Annotated in this window: 25 protein-coding genes and 1 tRNA gene; 4 read left to right on the top strand and 22 right to left on the bottom strand. The window is 70.7% G+C overall.

What is annotated here, in order from left to right:
- Positions 1–3: 3 nt before the first annotated feature.
- From ACT01A_RS15735 to ACT01A_RS15695, 9 genes are all read right to left on the bottom strand, one after another.
- A complete protein-coding gene (locus ACT01A_RS15735; RefSeq protein ID WP_445148034.1) occupies positions 4–690 on the bottom strand; it encodes a QcrA and Rieske domain-containing protein in 687 nt (228 codons plus the stop codon).
- Positions 691–801: 111 nt separating this feature from the next.
- Positions 802–1,338, bottom strand: coding sequence for a hypothetical protein (locus tag ACT01A_RS15730; RefSeq protein ID WP_445148033.1), 537 nt, complete (start codon positions 1,336–1,338; stop codon positions 802–804).
- 2 nt (positions 1,339–1,340) lie between these two features.
- Positions 1,341–2,630, bottom strand: a complete 1,290-nt coding sequence (gene hemL, locus ACT01A_RS15725; protein WP_445148032.1) for a glutamate-1-semialdehyde 2,1-aminomutase — start codon at positions 2,628–2,630, stop codon at positions 1,341–1,343.
- Positions 2,630–3,709, bottom strand: a complete 1,080-nt coding sequence (gene ahbA / locus ACT01A_RS15720) for a siroheme decarboxylase subunit alpha (RefSeq protein ID WP_445148031.1) — start codon at positions 3,707–3,709, stop codon at positions 2,630–2,632. Before ahbA ends, hemL begins: the two co-directional genes overlap by 1 nt.
- Entirely contained in the window at positions 3,697–4,677 is a 981-nt protein-coding gene (hemB, locus tag ACT01A_RS15715) for a porphobilinogen synthase (RefSeq protein WP_445148030.1), read from the bottom strand. Before hemB ends, ahbA begins: the two co-directional genes overlap by 13 nt.
- Positions 4,678–4,696: 19 nt before the next feature.
- Positions 4,697–5,281: a GNAT family N-acetyltransferase gene (locus tag ACT01A_RS15710; protein ID WP_445148029.1), complete on the bottom strand. Its 585-nt coding sequence runs from the start codon at positions 5,279–5,281 to the stop codon at positions 4,697–4,699.
- A 187-nt stretch (positions 5,282–5,468) separates the two neighbouring features.
- Complete coding sequence (locus ACT01A_RS15705) at positions 5,469–6,824, bottom strand: ABC transporter permease (protein WP_445148028.1); 1,356 nt, start codon at positions 6,822–6,824, stop codon at positions 5,469–5,471.
- Positions 6,825–6,836: 12 nt separating this feature from the next.
- The gene (locus ACT01A_RS15700; RefSeq protein WP_445148027.1) at positions 6,837–7,547 is read right to left on the bottom strand and encodes an ABC transporter ATP-binding protein; all 711 of its coding nucleotides are present in this window, start codon (positions 7,545–7,547) and stop codon (positions 6,837–6,839) included.
- Entirely contained in the window at positions 7,544–8,860 is a 1,317-nt protein-coding gene (locus ACT01A_RS15695) for an AI-2E family transporter (RefSeq protein WP_445148026.1), read from the bottom strand. Before ACT01A_RS15695 ends, ACT01A_RS15700 begins: the two co-directional genes overlap by 4 nt.
- A gap of 26 nt (positions 8,861–8,886) precedes the next feature.
- Here ACT01A_RS15695 and ACT01A_RS15690 point away from each other — a divergent pair, with 26 nt between their 5' ends.
- Positions 8,887–9,705, top strand: coding sequence for a TIGR00282 family metallophosphoesterase (locus ACT01A_RS15690; protein ID WP_445148025.1), 819 nt, complete (start codon positions 8,887–8,889; stop codon positions 9,703–9,705).
- On the opposite strand, the gene ACT01A_RS15685 is transcribed toward ACT01A_RS15690, so the two are convergent.
- The 5 genes from ACT01A_RS15685 to ACT01A_RS15665 are packed head-to-tail and all read right to left on the bottom strand — an operon-like array spanning position 9,611 to position 15,042.
- Positions 9,611–10,747, bottom strand: coding sequence for a hypothetical protein (locus ACT01A_RS15685; RefSeq protein ID WP_445148024.1), 1,137 nt, complete (start codon positions 10,745–10,747; stop codon positions 9,611–9,613). The genes ACT01A_RS15690 and ACT01A_RS15685 overlap by 95 nt on opposite strands.
- Before the next feature lie 32 nt (positions 10,748–10,779).
- On the bottom strand, positions 10,780–12,492 hold the full coding sequence (locus ACT01A_RS15680; protein WP_445148023.1) for a hypothetical protein: 1,713 nt from the start codon (positions 12,490–12,492) through the stop codon (positions 10,780–10,782).
- On the bottom strand, positions 12,489–12,929 hold the full coding sequence (locus ACT01A_RS15675) for a GtrA family protein (RefSeq protein WP_445148022.1): 441 nt from the start codon (positions 12,927–12,929) through the stop codon (positions 12,489–12,491). Before ACT01A_RS15675 ends, ACT01A_RS15680 begins: the two co-directional genes overlap by 4 nt.
- 37 nt (positions 12,930–12,966) lie before the next feature.
- Positions 12,967–14,436, bottom strand: coding sequence for an alkaline phosphatase family protein (locus tag ACT01A_RS15670; RefSeq protein ID WP_445148021.1), 1,470 nt, complete (start codon positions 14,434–14,436; stop codon positions 12,967–12,969).
- Between the two features lie 18 nt (positions 14,437–14,454).
- A complete protein-coding gene (locus ACT01A_RS15665) occupies positions 14,455–15,042 on the bottom strand; it encodes a DUF4126 family protein (protein ID WP_445148020.1) in 588 nt (195 codons plus the stop codon).
- A 68-nt stretch (positions 15,043–15,110) separates the two neighbouring features.
- On the opposite strand from ACT01A_RS15665, the gene ACT01A_RS15660 reads away from it, so the two are divergent.
- Both ACT01A_RS15660 and ACT01A_RS15655 read left to right on the top strand, forming a co-directional pair.
- Complete coding sequence (locus tag ACT01A_RS15660; protein WP_445148019.1) at positions 15,111–16,508, top strand: aminotransferase-like domain-containing protein; 1,398 nt, start codon at positions 15,111–15,113, stop codon at positions 16,506–16,508.
- Complete coding sequence (locus ACT01A_RS15655) at positions 16,505–17,440, top strand: D-alanine--D-alanine ligase family protein (RefSeq protein ID WP_445148018.1); 936 nt, start codon at positions 16,505–16,507, stop codon at positions 17,438–17,440. The genes ACT01A_RS15660 and ACT01A_RS15655 overlap by 4 nt, the downstream gene beginning before the upstream one ends.
- Here the strand turns inward: ACT01A_RS15655 and ACT01A_RS15650 are convergent.
- The 7 genes from ACT01A_RS15650 to rsmG form a co-directional block, all read right to left on the bottom strand.
- Positions 17,437–17,916 carry a bifunctional nuclease family protein gene (locus tag ACT01A_RS15650; RefSeq protein WP_445152836.1) on the bottom strand — a complete coding sequence of 160 codons (480 nt, stop codon included), beginning with the start codon at positions 17,914–17,916 and terminating at the stop codon, positions 17,437–17,439. The genes ACT01A_RS15655 and ACT01A_RS15650 overlap by 4 nt on opposite strands.
- Positions 17,917–17,992: 76 nt before the next feature.
- Positions 17,993–19,837 (bottom strand): SpoIIE family protein phosphatase, encoded by a 1,845-nt coding sequence (locus ACT01A_RS15645; RefSeq protein WP_445148017.1) that lies wholly within the window; start codon positions 19,835–19,837, stop codon positions 17,993–17,995.
- Between the two features lie 318 nt (positions 19,838–20,155).
- Entirely contained in the window at positions 20,156–21,574 is a 1,419-nt protein-coding gene (locus ACT01A_RS15640; RefSeq protein WP_445148016.1) for an ATP-binding protein, read from the bottom strand.
- A 95-nt stretch (positions 21,575–21,669) separates the two neighbouring features.
- A tRNA-Ile gene (locus ACT01A_RS15635) sits at positions 21,670–21,743 on the bottom strand.
- A 75-nt stretch (positions 21,744–21,818) separates the two neighbouring features.
- Positions 21,819–22,709 (bottom strand): ParB/RepB/Spo0J family partition protein, encoded by an 891-nt coding sequence (locus ACT01A_RS15630; RefSeq protein ID WP_445148015.1) that lies wholly within the window; start codon positions 22,707–22,709, stop codon positions 21,819–21,821.
- On the bottom strand, positions 22,702–23,460 hold the full coding sequence (locus ACT01A_RS15625) for a ParA family protein (RefSeq protein WP_445148014.1): 759 nt from the start codon (positions 23,458–23,460) through the stop codon (positions 22,702–22,704). The genes ACT01A_RS15630 and ACT01A_RS15625 overlap by 8 nt, the downstream gene beginning before the upstream one ends.
- A gap of 67 nt (positions 23,461–23,527) precedes the next feature.
- Positions 23,528–24,337 carry a 16S rRNA (guanine(527)-N(7))-methyltransferase RsmG gene (rsmG, locus tag ACT01A_RS15620; protein ID WP_445148013.1) on the bottom strand — a complete coding sequence of 270 codons (810 nt, stop codon included), beginning with the start codon at positions 24,335–24,337 and terminating at the stop codon, positions 23,528–23,530.
- Between rsmG and ACT01A_RS15615 the strand changes: the two genes are divergently transcribed.
- On the top strand, positions 24,336–25,157 hold the full coding sequence (locus tag ACT01A_RS15615; protein WP_445148012.1) for a sulfurtransferase: 822 nt from the start codon (positions 24,336–24,338) through the stop codon (positions 25,155–25,157). The genes rsmG and ACT01A_RS15615 overlap by 2 nt on opposite strands.
- Before the next feature lie 170 nt (positions 25,158–25,327).
- Here the strand turns inward: ACT01A_RS15615 and ACT01A_RS15610 are convergent, their stop codons facing one another.
- Positions 25,328–26,053, bottom strand: coding sequence for a dihydrofolate reductase family protein (locus ACT01A_RS15610; RefSeq protein ID WP_445148011.1), 726 nt, complete (start codon positions 26,051–26,053; stop codon positions 25,328–25,330).
- Positions 26,054–26,187 lie beyond the last annotated feature (134 nt).

Below are 26,187 nucleotides of genomic sequence, written 5' to 3'. Positions count from 1 at the left end.
GTCCTAGTCCTGCGGGAGCGAGTCGAGCTTGCGGGCCGTCGGGCGCGACGGGTACAGGATCCCGCCGATGCCGTCGAGCGGCTCGCCCGGGTTACGCGGCGAGAAGCGATCGAGCTCACGGTTGACCGAGAAGCGCGGACCGATCTCGACCTGGCCGTTGCGAACGCGGTTGTAGAAGCGGTCGAGCGGGCGGACCGGCGGACCGCCGTCCACCTTGCCCTGGAAGTCGTAGACCCCGCCGTGGCACGGGCAGATGAAGCGCTGCGCGGCCGGCGTGTAGCGGACCGGGCAGCCGAGGTGCATGCAGCGCGTGGAGATCGCCACGAACTGCTCGCTCTCAAAGCCCTTGGGGAGCTTGTCGGTGTCGAGCTCCGCGTTGCGGCGGCGGACGTAGACCGTGGTCTTGCCGGCCTGGCCGATGCCGTCAACGATCGTGATGACCTTCGGCACGTAGGTGTCGTCCGGGAACTCCTCGGGCTTGCCGACGGCCTGCCAGCGCTGCTCGTGCTCCTCGAAGAGCGGACCGAGGGCGAAGCCCAGCGAGGGCAGCAGGATCGCCGAGGTGGCGATGGCGCCGGTCGCGTGAGCCGTGCCGACCATGAAGCGGCGACGGGTGACGGTCTCGCCTTCGAACGCTCCGGGGATTCCGCGGTCGGCGGTGTACTTGCTTTTGGCTTGCTTCTTGGGCACGGTGGTCTTGGTCCTGTCCGGGGGACGCGCGATCCTCTTGGACGGCATCCGGGCCCGGAAATCTATCGCTCGCACATCGTAGGGGCGGTCCCCCCTGAAGGCGCTGTCAGCTCAGCGGGCGGGCGCCAGGTCTCCGGCGACGTGGCGCGCGGCTGCTCCGAGGCGCTCCGCGGCGCCACTTTCGCCTGTAACCGCAAGCTTTTTGGCGGCGTCGAGGTCTTCGCTCGGACCCCAGCCGACCTCGGCGCAACCTGCCGCCCAAACGGCGTCGGCGAGGGTCGCGTCATCCTGCGACTGGGCCTGCGCCGAGAGCGCGATCAGGTCCGACAGCGCGGTCACCGCGACGAGGTCGCCGGCCGCCGCGAGGCGCTCCAGGCCGAGCGCGTAGAGGCGGTCGCCCGCGAGCAGCGCGAGGTCGTCGTCGGCGCGCGACATCAGGCGCGGCGTGCCGTAGTGCAGGAGGTAGCCCTCGCGGACGGCCTCGATGACGAGCGGGAGGTCGGCGGGGTGGCCGGCGGCACGCGGGCCGGAGGCGACCGCGTCGCCATGGGGTGTCTCGCCGCGCGGGGTCTCGTAGAGGGCCTCCGCCAGCAGGCCGCCATCCTCGCGGACCAACGCAGCGAGGCGCTCCAGAGTGGGCGCAGCCACGCTCAGCCGACCTCGGTGAACGCCGCCGCCGCCGCGTCGAGCGTCCGGTCCAGGTGCTCGGAGGTGTGCGCCAGCGACGGGAACCAGGCCTCGTACTGCGACGCCGGCGGGTAGACGCCTCGGGCCAGCAGCGCGCGGCACCAGGCGGCATAGGCCTCGTGGTCGCAGGCCTGCGCGGTCGCGTAGTCGCGCGGCGTGACCTCGGAGAAGAAGACGGTCAGCAGGCCCGGGACCGAGTTGACCGAGACCGGGACGCCCGCGGCGGCCGCGGCGTCGCGCAGCCCGGCGGCGAGGGTCTCGGTCGTCGCACCGAGGCGCAGGTAGGCCGGATCGTCGAGCAGCTTCAGCGTCGTCAGGCCCGCGGCGACCGCCAGCGGGTTGCCGCTCAGCGTGCCCGCCTGGTAGACGTCGCCGGCCGGCGCGATGCGCTCCATCAGCACGCGGCGCCCGCCGTAGGCCGCGGCCGGCAGCCCGCCGCCGACGACCTTGCCCATCACGGTCAGGTCGGGCGTGACGCCTTCACGCTCCTGCGCGCCGCCCGCCGAGACGCGAAAGCCGGTGATGACCTCGTCGAAGATCAGCAGCGCGCCGTTCTCATCAGCCTTGTTGCGCAGCAGCTCCAGCAGGCCCTCGACCGGGAGCACGAGCCCCATGTTGGCTGGATAGGGCTCGGCGATGACCGCGGCGAACTCGTGCTCGGCGAACGCCCGCGCGATCGCCTCGCCGTCGTTCCACGGGACGATCACGGTCTCGTGGGTCGCGGACTCCGGCACGCCGGGCGACGCCGGGATCCCCGCGGTCGCCAGGCCGCTGCCGGCCTCGGCCAACAGGCCGTCGACGTGGCCGTGGTAGGCGCCCGCGAACTTCAGCAGCTTGGTGCGGCCCGTCGCGGCGCGCGCCAGGCGGATCGCGCTCATCGACGCCTCGGTGCCCGACGAGGTCATCCGCACCATCTCGACCGACGGCATCCGCCGCGCGATCTCCTCGGCGATCTCGACCTCGCCCACGGTGGGCGCGCCGAACGTCGTGCCGCGATGGGCGGCGGTGACGACCGCCTCGATGATCTCCGGGTGCGCGTGGCCGTGGATCAGCGGGCCCCACGAGCAGACGTAGTCGACGTAGCGGTTGCCGTCGACGTCGACGATCTCGGCACCGTCAGCGCGGTCGATGAAGATCGGATCGCGGCCGATCGACCGCATCGCGCGCACCGGCGAGTTGACCCCGCCGGGCAGGCGCTGGAGCGCGCGTGCGTACAGCTCCGACGACTTCGTGTCGGTGATCGAGACGGACATCAGACGCCCGCGTGCTCCCGTTCCCAGTTCTTGAAGTCGTCGGTGAAGTACAGGAGCCGGACCTTCTTGAACTCCGTCGAGGAGTAGAGCGTCGCGCGCTGCTGGATGCAGCCGACCTCGGTCTCGACCGCGTCGAGGATCGCGTCGCACTCCTCCTTGGAGCGCCCGTGGGCCATCGTGAAGAGCTGGTAGGGCCAGTCCGCGTAGGTCGGGCGCTCGTAGCAGTGCGAGATCCCGCGGAAGGCGGCCATCTGCGCGCCGGCCTCGAAGACGCGCTCCTCGGGAACGCGCCAGACGCCCATGCCGTTGGCCGAGAAGCCGGCGCGGCGGTGGAACAGGATCGCGGCGACGCGGCGCAGCAGCCGGCGCTCGACCATCCCGTTGAGGTGCTCGACCAGCGCGTCGACCGAGATCCCCACCTCGCGTGCGGCGTCGGCGTAGGGCTCGGAGACGATCGGCAGGTCGCCCTGCGTGGCGCGCACGACCGCGCGGTCGAGATCGTCGTAGGGCTGGCGCTCGGTCTCGGCCGGCGCGACGGCCTCGGCGGACTTCGCCAGCGCGGCGGTGTCGCCGGCCATGTCGAGGTCCATCCGGATCTTGAACAGCTTGAGCGTCGGGAGCTGGCGCACCGACTCGGCGCCGGTCTCGCGCGCCAGGACCTCCAGCGTGCCCTCCAGCCCGAGCGGCGAGTCCGGCTCGGTGGCGACCGTGAACCACATGTTGAACTCGTGGTTGCGCAGGTAGTTGTGCGACACGCCCGGGTGCGCGTTGATGATCTTGGCCGGGCGCCACGGGTGCTCGGGGTCGACCTTGGCCGCGACGAGCATCGACTCGTAGCCGAACGCGCGCGTGTCGAAGATCGGCGTGACCTGGCGGATGATCCGCTGCTGGACCAACTCGGCCACGCGCTTGAGGACGACCGCCTCCTCGACGCCCAGCGCGGTCGCGACCTCGGCGTATGGCCGCGGCACGATCGGGAACGAGCCCTGCATCTGGTTGAGCAGCTGCTTGTCGAACGCGTCGAGCGGGACGGCAGCGCCGTCCTTGCGCGAGCGGATCTTGGGGGTCACTGAAGCCACAGAGCGGCGTCCTTCGCGTAATAGGTGATGATCACGTCCGCGCCAGCGCGGCGGATGGACGTGAGCGTCTCGAGCACGGCGGTCCGCTCGTCGAGATGACCGGTGGCCGCAGCCGCCTTGAGCATGACGTACTCGCCGCCCACGTGGTACGCGGCGACCGGCATGCGCGTCGCCTCCTTGACGCGCCAGAGCACGTCGAGGTAGGGCACGGCCGGCTTGACCATGACCATGTCGGCGCCCTCTTCAACGTCGAGGGCGACCTCGCGCAGCGCCTCCTCGGCGTTGCCCGGATCCATTTGGTAGCTCTTGCGATCGCCGAAGCTCGGCGTCGAGCCGGCCGCCTCGCGGAACGGCCCGTAGAAGGCTGAGGCGTACTTGGCGCTGTAGGCGACGATCGGCGTGTCGCTGAAGCCCTCGGCGTCCAGCGCGGTGCGCAGCGCGCCGACGCGCCCGTCCATCATGTCGCTCGGCGCCACGGCATCGGCACCCGCGCGCGCATGCGAGACCGCGGTGCGCGCGAGCAGCTCCAGCGACGCGTCGTTGTCGACGGTGCCGTCGGTGGTCAGACGCCCGCAGTGCCCGTGGTCGGTGTACTCGCAGAGGCAGACGTCGGTGAGGACGACCAGGTCGGGGTGCGCGGCCTTGATCGCGCGCGTGGCGAGCTGGACCGCGCCGTCGTCGTCCCAGGCGCCCGAGCCGTCGGCGTCCTTCTCGGCCGGGATGCCGAACAGGATCACGCCCGCGACGCCCAGCGCGAACGCGCTTCCGGCCTCCGCGACCGCCGAGGCGATGCCGTGCCGGCTGACGCCGGGCATCGAGCCGATCGGCGAGGAGCCCTCCAGCCCCTCCTGCACGAAGAGCGGCAGGATGAGGTCCGACGGCGCGAGCGTGGTCTCGCGCACGAGGTCGCGCAGCGCGCCGGTGCGACGCAGGCGGCGCAGGCGCAGGGCTGGGAAGGCAGCGGACATTGCCCTACCAAGCGTAGCCTCAGACGCGTCGCGACTCCCAGTCCTCCAACGTCATGGCGAAGATGTCGTGGTCTTCCCAGACGCCGTTGATGTTGAGGTACTTGAGCGCCCGGCCCTCGTGCCGGAAGCCCGACTTCTCGACCACGCGGATCGAGCGGACGTTGCGCGGGATCACCGCCGGCTGCACGCGGTGCAGGCCGGCGTGGTCGAAGGCGAACTCGCAGATCAGCCGCGCCGCGCTCGTCGCATGACCCTTGCCGCCGACGGACGCCGCCACCCAGTAGCCGAGCGTCGCGTTGCGCCACGCGCCGCGGACGACGTTGCCGAGCGCCATCCGCCCGACGATCGCGTCGCCGTCTGAGCGGTCGAGGACCGCGAACGCGTACCCGGTCCCCAGCTCCCACGCCTCGACGTCGCGGCGCAGCGTCTCGAGCTGCCCGGCGCGCGAGTAGTGCGCCTCGGCGTGGATCGGCTCCCACGGCGCCGTATGCCCGCGGTTGGCGACGACCGCGGCGGCGAACTCGGTCGCGTCGTCGACGCCCAACGGGCGGATGGCCGTGTGCTCGGCGTCGAGGCGGATGCGCGGAGGGACGTGGCCGAGCACGGTGCCGAACGTAGCAGTCGCGCCGAGATGGTTGATGCGAGATAACGCGTGGTTGTGATCGTGCGTCATGTGGATGCTGAGCGTCGCGCGATTCCGCAGTCGATCCTGGTTGGATCGGTAAGAAATCGTGTGACGCTCAGCGCCGCATGGCGTGCGAGCACGACCGCGCGAATCTCGCATCAACCATCTACGCGAATCGTTGCAGCGCCAAGCGCGCGACGAGCGTCCAGCCGACGACCAGCGCCGCCAGGTGCGCCAGCGCGCCGCCGAGGCCGCCCGCGTCGTTGAGCGCCGCGTCGATCGCGTCGAGCGAGGCCTTGAACGGGAAGATCGCCGAGACCGCGCGGATCGCGTCGTAGAGGCCGTCGGCGACCGCGCCCGAGGGGACGAGCGCCAAGAAGGCGATCGGCAGCGCGAGCAGGATCGCCAGCAGCGACGCCGCGCGAACCTCGCGCGCCAGCGCCCCGATCGCCACGCCGAGGGCGCCGAACGCCAGGCCGCCGACCAGCAGCGCGAGCACCCAGAGCGGGAAACGCGACCACTCCAGGGTCACGAACAGCGAGACGCCCACGGCCATGACCAGCGTCACGCCCGCCGCGCAGACGCCCGCCAGCACGACCTTCTCCGCGATCAGCCCCGTGCGGGACACGAGCCCGCGGACCAGCCGCGCGAACGCGTGCTCCTCGCGCTCCAGCGCGAGCATCCCCGCCGCCAGCAGCACGCAGACCAACATGAGCGACATGGTCACCGCGACCGTCACCGCGTAGGCGTCCAGGGGCGTGCGGCGCCCGGAGATCACCTTCTGCTTGACCTGGACAGGCGAGGCCAAGGACGACAACACGGTGTCGGAGAGGTCGAGGTTGTCGATCGCCAGCTGCGCGAACCGCGACACACGCGACAGCGCCTCACGGTCCGGCGACCCGTTCGGCGTGCGCGTCAGCACCGAGTCGATCAAGGCCTTGGACTTGGTCAACCCCAATACCTCGAACTTCGACCCGAGGATGTTGAAGTCCCCGCCCTTGAGCAAGATGTCCAAGTAGCCCGCGGCGATCTGCGTCAGCTTCGTCGCGACCGCCTTGTTGAGGTCCCCGACCCGCGCGTCGATCGTCGACTCCACGAACTGCTGCTTGACCGGGTCCTCGGCGTTGTACATCACCTCGACCGCCGGCTTGGGGCCCTTGCCGCTCAGCGTGATCGTCGCACGCAGCCGCTCGACGAGGTCCTTGGGCACGACGATCGCCGCCAGCACGTCGCCGTCGCGGACCTTCTGCTCGGCCTCGGCGCGCGTCTTGACGAGCACCGGCGTGATCGCCTTGAACAGCTCGTCGGCGTAGTCGTTGGGGTCGACGGTCGTCCCCGCGATCGCGACCTGCCCGGACTCCTGGGGCAGCTCGTTGAGGATCGCCACCCGCGGCTTGTCGGGGCCCTTGGAGAGCGCCAGCCCGATGAGGATCGCGATCACCACCGGGTAGATCACCAACAACCCCACCAAGAACGGTGAGCGCCGCAGGATCCGCAGATCCTTGGCCAGCAGGAACCGCACGCCGCGCATCGCCTAGTGCCCCTGCTCCCGCAGGAACGCCACGAACGCCGCCTCGAAGTCGTACACGTCGCTGCCCACCGCCTCGTGCAGCGCGGCTGGCGTGCCCTCGAAGAGCAGCTCGCCGTCAGCCAGCACGAGCACGCGATCGGCGCAGCGCTCGGCCTCGGCGACGTTGTGCGTGGTGAACACGACCGCGGTACCGCCGGCCGCCAGCCCGGCCACGAACGACCACAGGCGCTCGCGCTGGCGCGGGTCCAGCGACGAGGACGGCTCGTCCAACAGCAGCACGGGCGGATCGCCGAGCAGGCCGACCGCGATGTTCACGCGCTGGCGGTTACCGCCCGACAGCGTCCCGAGCTGGTCGTCGGCGCGGTCGCGCAGCCCGGTCTGGTCGAGCATGCGGTCGACGACCGCGGCCGGGTCGTCCACGCCCTCCAGCTTCGCGAACAGCGCGAGGTTCTCGGCGACCGTGAGCTTGGCGTAGACCGCCGCCTGCTGCGGCACCCAGCCGACCTGACGCAGGTCGCGCGAGACCGTGCCGCTCGTCGGCGCCAGCACGCCCCCGAGGATCGACAGCAGCGTGGTCTTGCCCGCGCCGTTGGGGCCGATGATCGCGAGCGTCTCGCCCGGCGCGACCGACAGCGAGACCCCGCGCAGCGCCTCACGCGCCCCGAAACGCCGGACCACGTCCCGCGCCTCGAGCGCCGCTTCCGCGTCGATCACCCCTGAGAGGCTACTTCCGTCCGCGCCTGCGGCGCGCCGCAGGATCGGCAGAACGTGTCGCCTTGGGAGACCGCGCTGCCGCACTCCGGGCAATGTCGCACCGGTGGTGGTCCGGCCAGGCCGAGGACCGACGTCGTCCCCCAGGGCTCCAGCACCAGGTGGCGGCGCAAGTAGACCACGGTCTCGCGCAGCATCGCCGCGATCGGCAGCGAGATCAGCGCTCCGAGGAAGCCGTAGGCCTCACCGCCCAGCAGCAGCGCGAAGATCACCAACAAGGGGTTGATCCGCAGCGTGTGGCCGAAGATGTAGGGGGCGACCACATGGCCTTCAAGCTGCTGTAGCGCGGTGAAGAAGATCCCGAGCCAGACCGCGGTCAGCGGATCCTGGACCAGCGCGACGACCAGCGCGGGCAGCGCGCCCAGGAACGGTCCGACGAACGGCACGAGCTCCATCAGGCCGAACCACGCGCCGAACGCGAAGGCATAGGTCTTGCCGTCCGGGAAGACGCCCGTGGCGCCGAAGACGTACAGCCCGAGCCCCGCGCCGGTGCCCATCGCCAGGCTGAAGAACACCTGCCCGCGGACGTAGCCCGCCACCGCCCGCTGGATCCGCAGCGGGAAGTCGTCGGCGGGCGTGCCGTCGCCTGGCGGCATCACCGAGCGCACGATCTCCCCGATCCGCTCTCCGTAGATCAGCATGTACACCGACAACACGATCACCAGCAGCAGACCCAGCCCGGCGGTGACCGCGGTCTTCAGGATCTGTCCGCCGAAGTCCACCACGTCGCTCGTGCCGCCGACGACCTTCTCCTGAAGCGTCTGCAACGCGGTCTCGCCCTGGCGCTTGACCTCGATGTTGATGCCCTTGTCATCGAAGTAGTCCTGGAGGTCGGCGAGCCGGTTGTTGGCGTCGTCGACGATCGACGGGACGTCGTTGCCGAACTTCTGGGCCTGGTCGGCGACCGGGTTGGCCAGGAGCACGCCGACGAACCCCAGGACGCCGATGAGGCCGAGGTAGACGATCACGATCGCCAGCCCTCGCGGCAGGCGGCGGCGCTGGAGGAACGAGACCATCGGGTTGAGGATCAGCGCGACGACCGCGGCAACCGTGAACGCCAGCAGGACGACGCCGGCGGTCTTGGCGATCAGGTAGAGCGCGACGACCAGCAGCGGCAGGCCGACGAGCTGGATCCAGCGCGGGACGACGACCTTCGGGATCGTCGAGCCGTCGACGCCGGCCTCCGGCGGTGGCTCATCGTCGAGCGGGTCGTGCCCCGCCCACTCCTGCTCCTCTGTGGATCGCTCGCCGCTCATCTCCTCCGTCCGCCAGAGTATGCGACGTGCCCGCCGCCCCCACCATCCTGTTTGCCGGAGACATCGTGGGCGGCCTCGGCCGGCGCACGCTGCTCGGCCTGCTGCCGCAACTGCGCGAGCAGTTCGAGACCACGTTCGTGGTCGTCAACGGCGAGAACATCGCCGGCGGCCTGGGGATCACGCCCAAGCTGGCCGATGAGCTGCTGGCCGGCGGCGTCGACGCGATCACGCTCGGCAACCACACCTACCGGCGCGCGGAGATCATCCCGTACCTGGACTCCGGCAAGCCGATCGTGCGCCCCGCCAACTACCTGGCGACGCAGCCCGGCCGCGGCTGGACGGTGGTCGAGAAGGACGGCGTTCGGCTCGCGGTGGTCTCGCTGAGCGGCAACCTGCACCTGCGCGCGGGGCGCGTCGCGTTCCTGGAGGTCGAGTCCGTGCTGCGCGAGCTGGAGGGCAAGGCCGACCACGTCCTGGTCGACATGCACGCCGAGCTGACCTCCGAGAAGGTCGCGATGGGCTGGCACCTCGACGGTCGCGTGACCGCGGTCGTCGGCACCCACACCCACGTCCCGACCGCCGACGCCCGCGTCCTGCCCGGCGGGACCGCCTACATCACCGACGTCGGCATGACCGGCCCGCGCGGCGGGGTGCTCGGCGTCAAGAAGGAGCAGTCGATCCAGTCGCTGCGCACGCACATGAACGTGCGCTACGAGACCTCCGACGAGGATCCCTGGATCAACGCGGTGGTCATCCGGTGCTCGGAGACGCCGCGGCGCGCCGAGGCGATCGAGCAAGTGCTCGCGCCGTGGCGGCCAGCGCCGCAAGCAGCAGGACGTTCCTGACGCCGACGGTCACCACCGCCCACGCGTGCTGGTGGACGACGTCGAAGTAGCGCACCGGGAACCACAGCTGGGTGACCAGCGAAGCGACCGCGGCCAGCGCCGCGCCGATCCGGGCGTCACGGACCGGATAGGCCGCGGTGACCGCGGCGAACGGCAGGAACCACACCACGTACTGCGGCGAGAGCACCTTGCTGAAGCAGACGAACGCGAGCGTGACCGCCAGCGCGGCGAACACGAGCGCGTCGCGCCCCGGCCGGCGCCAGACCAGCCACAGGATCGCCAGCGCGGACGCCAGCAGCGCGAGCGTGCTCAGCGCCGCGACCGCGTCGGACGCGCCGCCATCCAGGCCGTTGGACTTGAAGCGGTCGTGGCGGATCGGATCGCCCGTGACCTGTGAGCCGCCGACGATCTCCAGGACGGTCGCGGCGGTCGACTCGATCTGCACCGGGCGGTCCAGGTGGAACTGGATCATCTTGTCCGGGAACCCGCCGACCGCGACGAACGGCGCGCCGATACCGAGGCACAGGATCGCGAACAGCGCGCCGCACCGATAGGCCGCCCGCCGCTCCCCGCGCCCGTGCAGCCAGACGCACGCGACCGCGGCGATCACCGCGGGCCACAGCTTGGTCATCGTCCCCAGCGCGAAGAGCAGGAACGCCAGCTCCAGGCCGCCGCGGCGCGGCGTGCGCGTGGCGACCAGCGCCAGGCCGGCCATCGCCAGCGCCGTCGGCAGCAGGTCGAAGTGCGTGCGCACCAGCGCGCCCGCGACCGGCGCGATCAACACCATCAGCCAGCCCGACAGCGCGCCGCCCATCGCCCATGCCGCCCGCTGGCAGACCAGCGCGCAGAGGACCATCAGAACCGCGAGCTTGGTGTCGTCGCCGCCCGCAATCCACATCGGCACCAGCGCGCCGGGCGGGTACTCGACCGTGAAGTTCTTGTAGGGGACCAGGCCGGCGTCGAGCAGGTCCTTGTAGTTGGAGTAGACGAACAGGTCGCCGACCGAGGCGTCGCTGAACGGCCCGACCGTCGTCGAGATCACCCACACGACGATCAGCGCCAGCGCGCTGACCGTTATGCCGGGTCGGGGACTCTGTAGCGCGCGAAGATGGCGACGGCTAGGAACGGGAAGAACCACACCAAGTAGAGGTAGAACCAGTAGTTGAGGCCGAGCTGCAAGGCGATGACGACCGCGGCGGCGACGGCCGCGAGGCCGACGATGTCGCGGCGCCGTGGCAGGAACGCGGCGACGACGGCGAAGAAGCCAGCCGCAAGCTGCCACATGTGCTCCGGGACCGTCCAGCCGTGCAGGCCCCAGATCGAGAACGGGGCGTTGCGGTCGGCCTGGAAGGCGATCGTCCGGTCATAGATGGTGGACAACGACTCGCCGCGCAGGAGGATCGGCAGCGAGACGATCAGCGCGGTCAGCGCGAACGCGGCGGTGAACGAGACGATGGTCTTGAGGAGCTTGCCGTGCGGTGCGCCGTGGGTCGCGAGCAGCGGCGCGAGGCCGAGCGCACCGAACTTCGACAGGCCCGCCAGCGCGCTCACCATCCCGCGCGCGGCGGGCTGGGAGGCGACGTAGAGCGTCGCGGCGGCCAGCGCGGCGACCAGGCCGTCGTTGGTGTTGCAGTTCAACACGTACAGGCTGAACGGCCACGCGGCCCACGCGTAGGCCAACACGATCCCCAGGCCCGGGCCGCGAATCCGGCGGCCGGCCAAGAACAGGAACAACAGCGTCAGCAGGTCGAAGGCGATCGCGGCGCCGTGCGCGGCGGGCAGGTCGTCCCAGCGACCGCTCCACGGCAGCGCCTGCTCGAACGGCACGTAGGCCTCGTAGGCAACCGGGCCGTAGGTGTCGCCGTGCTCGTCGTCCTTGGGGAAGTTCCCGTAGATGTTGGTGCCGTCGACGAGGTGGTCGGCGCCGATCACGCCCGAGTAGCCGACGTCGATCACGTTGGAGGCGTTGAGGTTCAGTCCGATCCGGAAGCCGACCAGGAAGACCAGCGCGACCGCCAGCCAGACCGGCGGGATCCAGAGGCCGAGCGTCTGGGTTGGCTCGGCGCCGTCGACCTCGGGCGTCCGATGCACGCGTCGGTAGCCGAGCGCGAGCATGCGGATCAGCAGGTAGAGCAGCAGCAGCGCGCTGATCGGGACCGAGGCGTCGAGGTTGGCGTCGTTGAAGAACGCGACCGAGATCCCGAACGCCGCCAACGCGACGAGGTCGAGGTGCAGCCAGCGCGGGCGCCCGCGCAGGAACGGCGCGAGGAACAGGATCGTCAGCGGAATCCAGACCCACGGCGAGTTGACCTTGCGGCCGAACGCGCCCGGGTACCCGCGCGCCATCGTCCACGCGACCTGCGGGCCGTTCCACGCCTCGACGATCGTCGCCGACCGGTCGTTGACCTTGACCTGGGCGACCTCCTTGCGGGCGTCGCCGGTGCCGGGCGTGAACCAGCTCACCTGCCAGTCGTTGGGGCCCTTGAGGAACACCTCCGGCTTGGCCTTGGGGTAGTCCTCCAGCGCCTCCTTGACCTTGCCCGAGGCCGCCGCGATCCGCAGCGCCTGCTGGCCGACGAGGCGGTGGCCGGGCGGGGTGCCCGTCAGGTTCTGGACGCGCGTGAGGCCGTTGGGGTCCGCGGGTGCGGTCGGCAGCAGGCCGTCCGTCGCCGCTGTCGCGCTGCTGCTGCCGGCGGTGTCGTCCTGGGCGAAGGCGGTGCCGGCCACGCCGGGCAGCGCAAGCGCGCCCGCCAGCACGGCGAGCAGCAGGACGAGGCGGCGCGTCACTCCGTGAACGTCCAGAGCTTGTTCCCGATGAAGTTGCACGGCGTCGCGGCGGCGACGGCGATCGCCTGGGCGACGACCTCCTTGAAGTCCGCGACCGTCACCAGGACCTCCAGGACCGCGAAGTTCACCAGGAACGCGGCGATGCTGACCGCGAAGAAGCGCGCGGCCTGATGGCCGGCGTGGCCGGACTTGGCCTCAAACGTCCAGTGGCGGTTCCACCAGAAGTTGTTGCTGACCGCGACCAGGAAGGCGATCACGGCCGCGATCCGGAAGTCGAGATCGAGCAAGTGAACGCAGGCGGCGAACGTCGCGAGGTTGACGATGTAGCCGCTGGCGCCTACCGCGGTGAAGCGCGCTAACTGCCACCAGTTGTCGGCCTTGCGGACGCCTGAGCGCACGCGGTCGCGGTTGCGCAGCCTGTCGAGGGCGTCGGGCACTGGCGGGCAAGGCTACCCACCCGCCCTGCCGGTTGGGCTATGAGAGGCCGAAGTGCGTCCGGGCGAGGGTCGCCACATCCGTGATCGACCAGGCATCGTCTGGTCGGTTCTCCGGTGCATCCAGGCCACAGAAGACCAGCGCGCCGAGTGAGTCGCTGTGGTGCAGCGAGCCGTGGGAGCCGCCGCCGACGTGGTCGGCGCCGCCCCAGTCGGGGAACTCGTAGCCGGGCGCGGCGGAGAGCAGGACGTCGCCGGAAGTGGCGCAGGTCAGCGCGGCCCAGACGCGGCGCAGGGCGTCGGGGTAGTCGGGCGAGGCGAAGACGCCGCCCGACGTGGAGGCGTTCAGCGCGGAGAGCTCGCCGGTCACGGTCCAGGTGTTGCCGCGGGCGTCGCGGACCGCGTCTGCTCCGTCGGCGGCGGCCGGCGCGAAGCGCAGCGTCCCGCGCGCGGGCGACTCGATCACGCCGGTGTCGCCGTCGCGGTAGGCGATCACGTCGACACCCGGGATCTCGCGCGCGGTCGTCACGATCCGCGGGACGACGGCGTCGCGCGCTTCCTCGACCAACCCGTACACCATCGCCGCGCGCTGGTTGGGGCACAGCGCGACCTCGGCGTCCTCGACGCTCGCGCCGCCCGGGCCGGCGACCTCCCACTCGGCGAACGCGCCGCGCAGGTCGATCCGGCGCTCGACCGCGGCGTGGGAGTGGTCGGCGCAGACGATCACGGCGTGGGTGTCGAGGAAGGTGGAGAGCCCGCCCGCGGCCTCGGCGACGCGCAGGATCTGGGCGTCGGCGGCGGCGATCGACGTCGGCTGCGCGTGCGGACCGTTCTTGTGGGAGTGCGTGTCGTTGTCGGGCAGCGACAGCAGCAGGAAGTCGTACAGGTCGCGCGCGGCCAGCCACGACCCGACGCAGCCCGCGTGCTGGTCGCGGATCCCCGGCAGGCCCATCTGCGAGCGGCAGCCGGTCTCCCGCGAGGCGAAGATGTCGGCGTAGAACAGCTCGCGCGGGCCCATGACCGGCTTGCGGAAGAGCTGACCCGCGAGGCGCGTGAGCGCGGTCTCCTTCGACACGCGGTGTTCGTGGCGACCGCGGTAGACGAGGTAGGTCGTGCCCGCGGTGCGGATCCCGGCGTCGTCGAGCGACTCGTAGATCGTCGGGACGTCGGCCGCCAGGTGGCTGCCGTTGAGGTTGTACACCGTGTCGGTCAGCTGCTTGGCGATGCCGAGCTTGCGCGCCGCCCGGAACGACGAGCCGTACTCGACGTAGCGGCGCTCATCACGCTTCCACCAGTTCATCGCCGCGATTCGGTGGCGGTCCTGGAGCACGCCGGTGGCGATCGAGGTCGCGCACACGGGCGTGACCGACGGGAACGCGGCGCAGAGCGAGGAGACCTGCGTGCCGCGCTCGCGGATCGCCTTCAGCGCGGGCGCCTCGCCGCGCTCGATCGCGCGGTCCAGCATGGACGGCTTGCATCCGTCGATGACCGCGAGGAGGAGGCGCTGCATGGGTCCGGTCTAGCGCATCTAGCGCAGGATGCGCAGGCCCGCGTACTTCTGGTCGGTCCGGCGGCGGCCGGTGACCAGAAGCGCGATCAGGAAGCCGACCGCGACGATCGCCAGCGGCGGGAACAGGACGCTCGCACCCGCGACGACCAGGCCGGCGGCCTCGCCGTACCAGGGCAACGCGGCGGCGGCCTGGGTGTCCCCGGCGGCGGTGAAGCGCGCGCGGACGCGGGCGAAGAGGCTCCGCGACACGGTCGAGGCCAGCAACGCCGCGGCGGCGCCGACGATCAGGCCGTACCACCACGTGTCGTGGCGGTCGTCGATCGAGGCGGCGCACAGCAGCGCGCCGAGGCCGATCCCGATGCCCGCCAGCGCGGCCTCGCCCGGGGGCGACTCCAGCAGCTTGCGGATGAAGACCGTCGCGACCAGCGCGACGGCGAGGATCAGCAGCCAGACCGGCGACTCGAGGAACGCGAACGCCGTCCCGTCGAAGTCGAGGCCGACGTCGCCGGAGGCGAGCGCGCCCGCCAGGAGGGCGGGGAGGAACGGCCGCAGGCCCGTCGCTGACGCGAGGCCCAGGCCCTGGAGGATGTCGAGGACGAGCTTCATCGGTACCGTGACTCGGGACCATGACAGACCGAAGGTCCGGAGGTCCCGACGGCGAAGGACAGGGCGGCATGCCCCGCTCCCGTCGCCCGCAGCGCGCCGCCGCCCACGAGCTGGAGCGGTACGCCGGCCTGTTCGCCGCGCGCACGCGCGGAATGAAGTCCTCAGCGATGCGTGACCTGATGGCGATCACCGAGCGTCCTGAGGTGATCTCGCTCGCGGGCGGCCTGCCCGACACCTCCACGTTCCCGGCCGAGTCGTTCGCCGCGATCATGGCCAAGGTTGCCGCTACGTCAACGGCTGCGGCGCTGCAGTACGGGCCGACCGAAGGGTTGTCGATCGTCAAGGACGCGATCCAGCACGTGATGGCGGCCGAAGGCGCGGAGGTCGACCCGGAGGACATCCTGGTCACCACCGGCGGCCAGCAGGTCATCGACCTGGTCTGCCGCACGCTGATCGACCCGGGCGACGTGATCGTCGCCGAGGCGCCGACCTACCCGGGCGCGATCCCGTCGTTCGCCTCGTTCCAGGCCGACGTCGTGCAGATCGAGATGGACGCCGACGGCATGCCGATCGACGTGCTCGAAGAGACGCTGGATCGCCTGGAGCGCGAAGGGCGCCGGCCCAAGTTCATCTACACGATCCCGAACTTCCAGAACCCGGGCGGCGTGACGATGTCGCTGCCGCGGCGCAAGCGCCTGGTCGAGGTCGCGGCCGAGCGCGAGCTGGTGGTCCTGGAAGACAACCCCTATGGGTTGCTGCGCTACGAGGGCGAGCCACTGCCGACGCTGCTGGAGCTCAGCGGCGGCGACTTCATCATCTACCTCGGGACGTTCTCCAAGATCTTGAGCGCGGGCCTGCGCCTGGGCTGGGCGGTCGCGCCCGCGCCCGTGCTGGCGAAGATGAACCTCGGCAAGCAGGGCGCCGACCTCTGCTCGTCGAGCATGACCCAGCACTTCGTGGCGCAGTACTTCCGCGAGGGGCAGTGGGAGCCCTACCTGGAGTCCTTGAAGCGCCTGTACCGCGGGCGCCGCGACACGTTGTTGGGGGCTTTGGCCGAGCACTTCCCGGCCGAGGCGACGTGGACGCAGCCTGAGGGCGGCCTGTTCGTGTGGGCGACGCTGCCCCAGGAGATCGACACCACCGACTTGCTCGCCCGCGCGTTGCAGCGCAACGTCGCGTTCGTGCCGGGGCGCGGTGCGTATTTGGACGGCCGCGGCGGCAACTCCATGCGGTTGAACTTCTCCGGCGTCGGCGACGCGGACATCCGCGAGGGCGTGCGGCGCATCGGCGAGGTCATCAGCGAGCAGCTCGAGCTGTTCGGCGCGCTGACCGGCGCGCGGCCCGCGCCCGCGGCGCCCGAGCGCGAGGCGACCGCCGAGCCGGATCCCGAGCTGGCCGACGTCCTGCACCTGCCGCGCAAGCAGGCGGGCGAGCCGCGCCGGACCGACTCCGGCCGCCGCTGGTGAGCCGCGTCGCGGTCTTGAAGGGCGGCCGCTCGCTGGAGCGCGAGGTCTCGCTGCGCTCGGGCGCGCGCGTCGAAGACGCGCTGAAGCGCCTGGGCCACGAGGCGATCGGCATCGACGTCGACCACGACCTCGTGCGCTGCCTGCGCGACCTGGCGCCGGACGCGGTCTTCCTGGCGCTGCACGGGCGCGACGGCGAGGACGGGACGGTCCAGGAGCTGCTGGAGATCCTCGGGCTGCCGTACACGGGCTCGGGCGTGAGCGCCTGCATCCGCTGCGCCGACAAGGTCCTGGCCAAGCACCACATGGTCGACGCGGGGCTGCCGACGCCGGACTTTGTCGCCTTCACCGAGACCGCGTTCAAGCAGCTCGGCGCCGCGGAGGCGCTGGGCGAGATCGCGCAGCGGATCGGGTTCCCGATGGTCGTCAAGCCCGCCGACCAGGGCAGCGCCCTTGGGCTGCGGATCGCGCGCGACGCCGGCGAGGTACCGGGCGCGCTGGTCGCGGCGCTGTCGTACTCCAACAAGGTCCTGCTGGAGCGCCACGTCGCCGGCCGCGACCTGGCGGTGTCGGTGCTCGACGGCGTCGCCCTGCCGATCGTCGAAGCGGTGCCCGAGGGCGGCGCCTACGACTTCGACGCGCGCTACGAGATCGGGCGCACCACGTTCGTCTGCCCGGCCGAGCTGCCCGAGGAGATCACTGCCCGGGCGCAGGAGCTAGCGGTCGCGGTGCACGAGCTGCTCGGCTGCCGCGACGTCTCGCGCGTCGACATCCTGCTCGACGCCGACGGCGGCCTGCACGTGTTGGAGGTCAACGTCATCCCGGGCCTGACCGGGACCTCGCTGCTGCCCCAAGCCGCCGACGCGGCCGGGATCGCCTTCGACGCGCTGATCGGGCGAATGCTCGATCGCGCGCTGGCTCGCGCCGCCGCCTAGCTGTCGCCGGCGAAGTCTTCCGGGGAAACCTGGTCCAGGAACTCCTTGAAGCGGTCTACGACCTCTTCGGTGTCCTCGACCTCGTGCTCGAACTCGATCGCCGACTCCGCGATGACCTCTTCGGCGGCGAAGATCGGCGCGCCGGAGCGGACGGCGATCGCCAGCGCGTCGGACGGACGCGAGTCGATCTCGACGTCACGGCCGGCGACGTTCAGCGTGATCGCGGCGAAGAACGTGTTGTCGCGCAGCTCGGTGACCGCGACCTGCGTGCACTTGACCTCGAGCTCGCCGAGCATGTCGCAGAGGAGGTCGTGCGTCATCGGCCGGGGCGTCGTCGCGCCCTGCAGCTTCATCAGGATCGCCGCCGCCTCCGGATGCCCGATCCAGATGGGCAGGAACTTGTTGGAGTCGACGGTCTTAAGCAGCACGATCGGCTGCTTTCCGACCATGTCGAACGAGACGCCGTAGATGACCATTTCCTGCACGAGAGAAGAGCTCCTCGGTGGTGTCCGGCCAGTATAGGCGGGGTCTGGCCGCCTCCTGGGCGTGCCCTCAGGTGGCCTCTGCCACTGCGATGGCCAGCACGGCGATGTCGTCGCGTCCGGCGGCCGAGGACTGTAGCGCGACCGCCCCGTCCGCCAGGCGATCGGCGGTCTCCGCGGCGCTGGCGTCGCCGTGGGCGGCGAGCGTGGCGCGGACCCAATCGGCGTTCAGGACCTCGCTGGCGTGTCCGACATCGGTCAACCCGTCGGTGTGCAGGACGAGCGTGGCACCGGCGTCGAGCGCGACGGTGACGTCCGCGAAGGCCACGTCGGCGAGCACGCCGAGCAGCGGCCCGTGCGCGTCGATCGTCTGGACGGCGCCGTCGGCGGTGCGGATGAGCGGCGGCGGGTGGCCGGCGGCGGCAAGGGTCGCCCGGGCGCCGTCCGGCCCAGTCTCCAGGACTCCGAACACCGCGGTGCAGAAGCGCGTGCCCGACGGATCGCGCTCCAGCAGCGCCTCGTTGAGGACGCGGAGCACCTCGGCGGGCCGCGGGTCGAGCATCGCGGCGGTGCGGACGGTGTGGCGCGCGAGCGCGGTCAGCGCCGCGGCCTCGGCGCCCTTGCCGCAGACGTCGCCGACGACGATCCCCCAACGCCCGTCGGCGAGCGCGAAGACGTCGTAGAAGTCGCCGCCGATGTCGTCGCTGCAGGCGCGGTAGCGGGCGCCGAGGTCGACGCCGGGGATCTGCGGCAGCGCGCTGGGCAGCAGCGACTCCTGTAGGACGCGGGCGACGCGGTCCCGTTCGGCGAGCGCGCGGTCGCGAGCGGCGATGTCGCGCTGGGCGGCGCCGTAGAGGCGCGCGTTCTCGATCGCGACCGCGGCCTGGGCGGCGATGCCCTCGACCAGGCCCTCGGCCTCGGCGTCGAACATGCCCGGCTCGCGGTGGCCGAAGAAGAGGCCGCCGGCGACGTCGCCATCGGAGGTGATGACGGGCACCGCGAGGTAGGAGCGGACCGGCAGATGTCCCTCGGGCATGCCGTGGTACGGCGCGCTGAGGCCGTAGCGCGGGTCGGCGAGGACGTCGTGGAGGCGGACGGTGCCGACGCCCTCGAAGGTCGGCGCGAAGATCGCCGTGTTGCGCGGCATCGGGAAGCGCTCGAAGGCCTCACGCGGAACGCCCGCTAGCGTGTACAACATGTAGGACTCGCCCTCGGCCTCGATCACGTTGTAGAAGAAGGCGCCGAAGTTGGCGTGGGTGAGGTCGGTGGCGGCGTCGGTGGCGATCTGGACGATCTCGTTGAGGTCCAGGCGCGAGGCAATGGCATTGCCAACGCGTTCGAGCGCATCGGCACGGCGGCTTTCGCGGCGCAGGGCGACGCGGTCCCGCTCGCGCTCGATCGCCATCGCCGCGGCTTGCTGGAAGGTGTCCAACAACGCCTCGTCCTCGGGGGTCGGTTCGGCGGGCTGCGGGTGGTAGACGGCGAAGGTGCCCAGCAGGGCCCCGCGGGCGCCGACGATCGGATGCGACCAGCACGCGCCGGCACCCGCCGCGCGTGCGAGGTCTTGGTAGTCGGCCCACAGCGGATCGGTGGCCAGATCGGAGGCCACGACCGGCTCTCGGCGATAGGCCGCCGTCCCGCAGGACCCGGCAACCGGCCCGATCGACAGCCCGTCGACCGCGTCGTTGTAGTCCTTGGGCAGGTTCGGCGCCGCGCCGTGCCGCAGCCGATCGCCGTCTTCGTCCAAGAGCAGCACCGACGCGCGCACGCCCGGCTGCGACTGCGCCTCGATCAGGATGACCAGCCGCGCCAGCGTCTCCCGCAACGGCGCGCCCTCGGCGACCAACGCGAGCAGCTCGCGGTGCCCGAGCAAGAGCGCGTGCAGCCGACCATCCGTGGCCCGCGAGGCCTCCATGGCGCGTCAGCCTACCCGGGCCGGCGCGCCCGTCGGCAACCTTTCTGTCCGACTACGGCGTGAGCTAGCAGCCACGAAGATTCCTGCTGGGGGCGCGTCTGAGTTCGATGAGAATGGAACGAGAAAGGAACATGCCCAGGAGAAGCAGCTCGGTCTATTCAACGCCGTGCGCTGCCGCGCGACCGGTCTCTGACCCCATCAATCCGTACGTATGTACGTATCTTGCTCGTGTTTGAGGCGCTAGCAACCTCGCCGGACGGAAAGGAATCTTTGGCGCGGGAAAGGAACGGAATGGAACATGAAAGGACCGCGGGACCGCTAGCTACGGGGCGGATCGTCATGCAGCAACCATCGGGCTCCTCGCCCCCAGCCCTCTCCGGTCACCAGGTCGAGACTTCGCAGAAACTGAAGATCCGACTGAACGCTGCGTCGACTGGCAGCTCCATTCATCGCGGTCAAGATCCGCGCCAGTGGAATGCTTCCGTGCTCCGCCAAAACGGCGAGAAGATCGCGCTGTTGGTCCGTGAGGTCCCGCCCGATGCGCTGCGGTGGGAGATAGCGGCTCGGACGGAATCGGACCAACAGAGCACCGCCCGTCTGCTCAAAGTCTGGTCGAGGCAACCCAGCACGTTCGGAGAGTTCAGCCATCTTCAACGTACCCCGGCCCCATGACTCGATGATCCCTCGGCGAAAGAAGACCGACGCGATTAGCGGATTCCACGGGAGCGACTCGTGAGGGCCGTAGAGATCTTCGATCGTGAGACCGAAATGCAGATCGCCTGAGGATGAGATCTCCAGACGATCGTCGTAGATCGCAATCGCGACCGAGCCGCCACCTACCGCATAGTCGCGATGACATAACGCGTTGGCGAGAGCCTCTCGAAGTGCGGCAGGCGGATAAATCGGATCATCTGTGCGCTCGAAGACGTCGGTAACAACCCGCCCGGCAATCGGAAGGTGATCCCGAAGGAACTGATCTGCCCTGATTAGAAGCTCGAAGGCGTGCCCGTGGTATTGCCGGTTATCGAGGAACTCGGTTTTGTCGATGCCCTTGAAGCGCGCCAGCCTAAGACGACACTGCGGAAACTCGGCGGGTAGGAAGTTCTCACGTCCAAACAGCACGACCGCCGCTCTAAGGAGACCATCGGCAGTGAGCAGACCGAGACCGCGAAGCAGCTCTGTGGAGTCCCTCGTGCCGGGGTCCGACAGACGGCCACGTCGAATCGCCTCGTCAACCGTGCGCGTGATCTCAGATCGATCGAGTTGCTCGAGGCCCCATCCGTCGACGACCTCGTTCTCCCATCGTTGCGTCCCATGCAACGCCTCGAGCAACATCCCGTTGTACTCGGCGCGCGAGAGCCTCACCGTTGAATTGCCCATACGCCGGTAAGCGTCGCCTTTGAATGTGTACGGCCGCCGCTGGCCCTTCTCAACCGTGACGACAACACACTCCTTGCCCTCTCCAAGCGGAACGCGATCCACCTTCGGGAAAGCCGGCGGTTCGATGCGGCGCAGTTCGGCGACGACATCCTCCACGGTCTTGTCGCTCACCTCCTGCCCAACGATCTGGCCGTCAGGAGTCACTCCAAACACGACTCGTCCGCCTCGCACATTGAGCATCGCGCAAGCTGTCTCAGCGCCGGCGCGGCGAAGACCTCCACTGGTCCGCTCTTTGAACTCTTGGACCTCGGACTCTCCGCCAGCGACTAGCGCCTCTAGATCCGCCCTGGTGACCACACCCGAAGTATTGCCGCCTCGGCACGTTGAGGCGGCGCTCCAGGCTCTCTGCTCCAAGAACGACGAAGGCCCCGGGAGAACCGAGGCCTTGCGAATGGGCGATCCAGGATTCGAACCTGGGACCTCTTCCTTATCAGAGAAGCGCTCTAACCGACTGAGCTAATCGCCCGCAGTGCGAGCGGGAAGTGTAGCGCGGGCCAGGTGCTGGTCGCGGAGTCGACCACGGGAACTGCGCGATCAGCGCCTAGTGGCGGTTGCGGACTCGCTGGGCGAGCGCGAGGGCGTCGTCGAGGGACTCGACGGCGAGCTCGACCTTGTAGCCGGTGCCGCGCGGCTTGACCTTGACCTCGGTGCCGAGGGCGCCGCCGAGGGCGTCGGCGATCTCCGACGCGGCGGCGACCTGGTCGGGGTGGATCGCCTTCGCGGCGCTGCTCGGGCCGCCGTTGGCGGCTTGCGCGTTGGCGGCGCGCGCCTGCTCCTCGGTCACGCGAACCGACCAGGCCCCGTCGGCCGCGGCGCGCGCGAGGCGCTTGCGGTCCGCCTGGTCCTCGGCGAGCAGCAGCGCGCGGCCGTGGCCCTCGGTCAGCGTGCCGTCCTCGAGCAGCGCCAACGCGTCGTCGGGCAGGTCGAGGATCCGCAGCAGGTTGGAGATCGCGACGCGGCTGCGGCCAACGCGCTTGCCGACCTCCTCGCGCGTGAGCCCCAGCTCCTCGACCAGGCCGGCGACCGCGCGGGCCTCCTCAACCGGGTTGAGGTCCTCGCGCGCCATGTTCTCGACGAGCGCGACCTCCAGCGTGGTGGCGTCGTCGCGGTCCTGGACGATCGCGGGCACGGTCTCCAGACCGGCGAGCTTGGCCGCGCGCCAGCGGCGCTCGCCGGCGACGATCTCATAGGTCCCGCCCGCGCGCGGGCGCACGAGGACCGGCTGCAGGACGCCGCGCTCGGAGACCGAGTCGGCCAGCGACTGCAGCGCCGCCTGGTCGAACGCGCGACGCGGCTGGTCCTTGTTGGCCTTGACGACGTCGATCGGCAGCTCGCGCAGCTCGGTCGCCGTCGCGGCGTCGCCCTCGGAGGCCGGCGGCGCGGAGACCGACAGGATCGCCGAGAGGCCCCGGCCCATGCCGCGCTCAGCCACGGGCCGCGACCTCCTTGGCCAGCTCGAAGTAGGCGTCCGCCCCGACGCAGTGCGGGTCGTGGTGGATGACCGGGCGACCGTAGGAAGGTGCCTCGCCGATGCGCACGTTGCGCGGGATGACCGTGTCGAAGACGAGCTCGGGGAAGTGCTCGCGGACCTCGCGCTCGACGTCGCGGGCCAGGCGCGTGCGGCCGTCGTGCATGGTCAGGATCATCCCGGCGATCGTCAGGCGCGGGTTCAGCTCGCGCTGGATGAGCGCGAGCGTGTCGAGCAGGCCGGCCAGCCCTTCGAGCGCGAAGTACTCGGTCTGGACCGGCACGATCACGCGGTCGGCAGCGACCAGCGCGTTGACGGTCAGCGGGCCCAGCGACGGCGGGCAGTCGAGGATGATGAAGGCGTAGCGGTCGCGAACCGGCGCGAGCGCCTCGCGTAGGCGCTGCTCGGAGCCGGCCTGGCGCGGCAGCTCGACGTTCGCGCCCGCGAGATCGGCCGAAGACGGCAGCACGTGCAGGCGCTCGATCGACGAGGGCTTGATCGCCGCGTCGGCGGTGGCGTCGCCCGCGAGCACGTCGTAGATGTTCGGGACCGCGTCCTTCGGGAGCCCGAGCCCGACCGTGGCGTTGGCCTGCGGGTCGATGTCGATCAGGAGCGTCTCGTAGCCCGCCTCGGCGATGCACGCTGCGACGTTGACCGCGGTTGTGGTCTTGCCCACCCCGCCCTTTTGGTTCGCGATCGCGTACACGGTGCCCATTCGATGGGTCACGGTAGCGGCGCGCGCGGTCGGACGGCGGCCGGTTTCGGCCGCTGAATGCGAACTCTCAGCCTCTGATCGAGGCCTGGAGTGGCCGTTTGCGGGCCATTCCCTCGCGGCGAGGGAATTCCTCAGGCGTCTCTCTGACCTTCAAGTAGACGTAGAGGTGACGGGCGTCGGCCCCATGGATGGAGGTTTCCACGGGAATCGGCTCCGAATCGGCGGGCTCCAGGCCGACGATGTCGGCGGCAGCTACTCCATCAGCCTCGGCGGACGGATCGCGGCGGCCCTTCCACGCGACGAACGCCCCGCCGTCGACCAGGAGCGGCGCGGCGTACTCAACGATGACGTTCAACGGCGCGAGCGCGCGGGCCGTAACGACCTCCTGGGTCCCGAGACCGCGGTGCCAGGACTCGGCGCGAGCGTTGATGACGTCGACGTTGCGGAGCTCCAACGCGTCGGCGGCGCGCTGGAGGAACTTGCACTTCTTGCCCACAGACTCCACGAGCGTGACGCGCGCCTGCGGAAGGACAGCCGCGAGGACGAGGCCGGGGAATCCTCCGCCGCTGCCGAGGTCCGCGATGGTTCGGGCCTCGCGCACCGCCGGCACGGCTAGGCCGGCGAGCGAATCCGCCACGTGAAGGTCCACGCCGCGCTCGGGGTCGCGGACGGTGGTGATCGAGGTCGGCTCGCTCTGGACGAGGTCCAACAACGCCCGCAGCGTGGCAGGCGCTTCCGGCGGCAGCGCGTAGAGCTGGGCCAGCTCTTCGAGTCGGAGGTCGACGAAGCTCATATTCGGCTTGCAATGTAGTGGTCGTTTCACGTGGAACACGTCAAGACCCGGTCCGCGTTTCATGTGAAACGCTCCGAGACGCATGCTCCTGCCGATCGTCGACGCCGCCTGGCTGGCCGCCCACCGCGATGACGTCGTGCTCGCGGACGTTCGCTTCTACCTCGACGGGCGGTCCGCGCGCGCCGCCTTCGACGCCGGTCACCTCCCCGGCGCCGTGTACGTCGACCTCGAACGCTGGCTCGCCGCCCCCGGGACGCCAAAGCATGGCCGGCACCCGCTCCCGACGCCCGAGACCTTCGCCGAGGGCATGTCCGCCTGCGGGATCGGCGACGACACACAGGTCGTGGCCTACGACGACGCGGGCGGCGTGATCGCAGCGCGTCTGGTGTGGATGCTGCGGGCGCTCGGCCGAGACGCAGCGCTGCTCAACGGCGGCATCGGCGCATGGGACGGCCCGCTGGAGACCGACGAGCAGCCGGTCGCGCCAGCGTCCTTCACCGCCACGCCGTGGCCCGCTGATCGCCTTGCCTCAGCGGACGACGCCGCCGAGACGACGGTAAATCTCGTGATCGACGCTCGCCAGCGCGAGCGCTTTGCCGGCGCACCCGACGACGTCGACCCGCGCGCTGGCCACATCCCTGGCGCCCATGCCCTCCCCTGCCGCGAGCATCTGGCGTCCGACGACCGCCTTCTCCCGGTCGACACCCTCCGCGCCCGCCTCTCCGACGCGGGCATCGACGGCAGCACGCCCGTCATCTCCTACTGCGGCTCCGGCGTGACCGCCTGCCACAACCTGCTCGTCATCGAGCATGCCGGCCTCGGCACCGGCCGGCTCTACCCGGGCTCTTGGTCGCAGTGGAGCCACGACGCGGCGCGGCCGGTCGCTACCAGCGACCGGCCTTAGCGCCTCTCCGGTGCGATGCGTTTCATGTGAAACGCATCGACCCAGCCCTCTTCGGCCACACATCGAGCTGCACTCCAGCTCACCGTCCGCGCGCCTCGAACGTCACCGAGGCCTCGGTCCGTCTGATTCTGGTCGCGAGCGGGCGATCTCACCGTCCGCTTCCAAGCGGGTCAGGTCCCCGGTTGAGCCGGCCCGACCAGCTCGCCGCTGGCGCCGCGATCGTCCAGCACCAGCTTCGACCGCCCGCTGACCGCGTAGCGGACGTGGGTTACCTCGGGTGCCTCGACGACCCGGGTCGGAACCAGCTCGATGCCGTCGTCGGTACCGAGGCCGAGACTCGGATCAAACAGACGTTGGCCGTCACCCAGCAGCACCGGGGCGATGTGCAGCTCGAGCTCGTCGAGCAGCCCAGCGGACAGCACCTGGCGTAGGAGCTCCCCGCCACCGGCGACCGCCACGTCCTTGCCGCGGGCGGCGGCGCGGGCCAGCTCGATGGCTCGCTCGACGCCCTCGGTGACGAAGGTGAACGATGTGCCGCCCCGACGTTCGAGCACCTCACGGGAGCGGTGGGTGACGACGAACACCGGGGCGTTGAACGGCGGCTCCTCGCCCCAAGGGGCCTCTCCGGCGTCGAACATGCGACGGCCCATGACGTACGCGCCGGCGGCCGCGAACGTCTCCTCGAGGATCTGCGAGTTGATCGTCCGCTCGCCTCCAGCGAAGCCCTGTCGCTCGCGCCAGGCCATGGCGTCCACAACCCATCGGGTCACCCGGAAGAAGCCGGGCGCCTCCGGCCCTTGCATCCAGCCGCTCATGTCCTTGGGCTCCCGTGCGTCCCGCGGCCCGGTGTAGAAGCCGTCGAGGGACACCGACATCTGCGCCGTCACCTTGGTCATCGGTCCTGCTCCCGTCGAGTTAGTGACGACCCCTTTGGCCGCCGACACCCAGGAGTCGGAACCGACCCGTCGCTCTCGACACGTCCCGATCCAGAAAGCGCCCACCCGAGGCGTTTCATGTGAAACGCGCCCCA

This window comes from Baekduia sp. Peel2402 (genome assembly GCF_052567285.1).
This window is presented reverse-complemented; position numbering and strand designations above follow the sequence as displayed.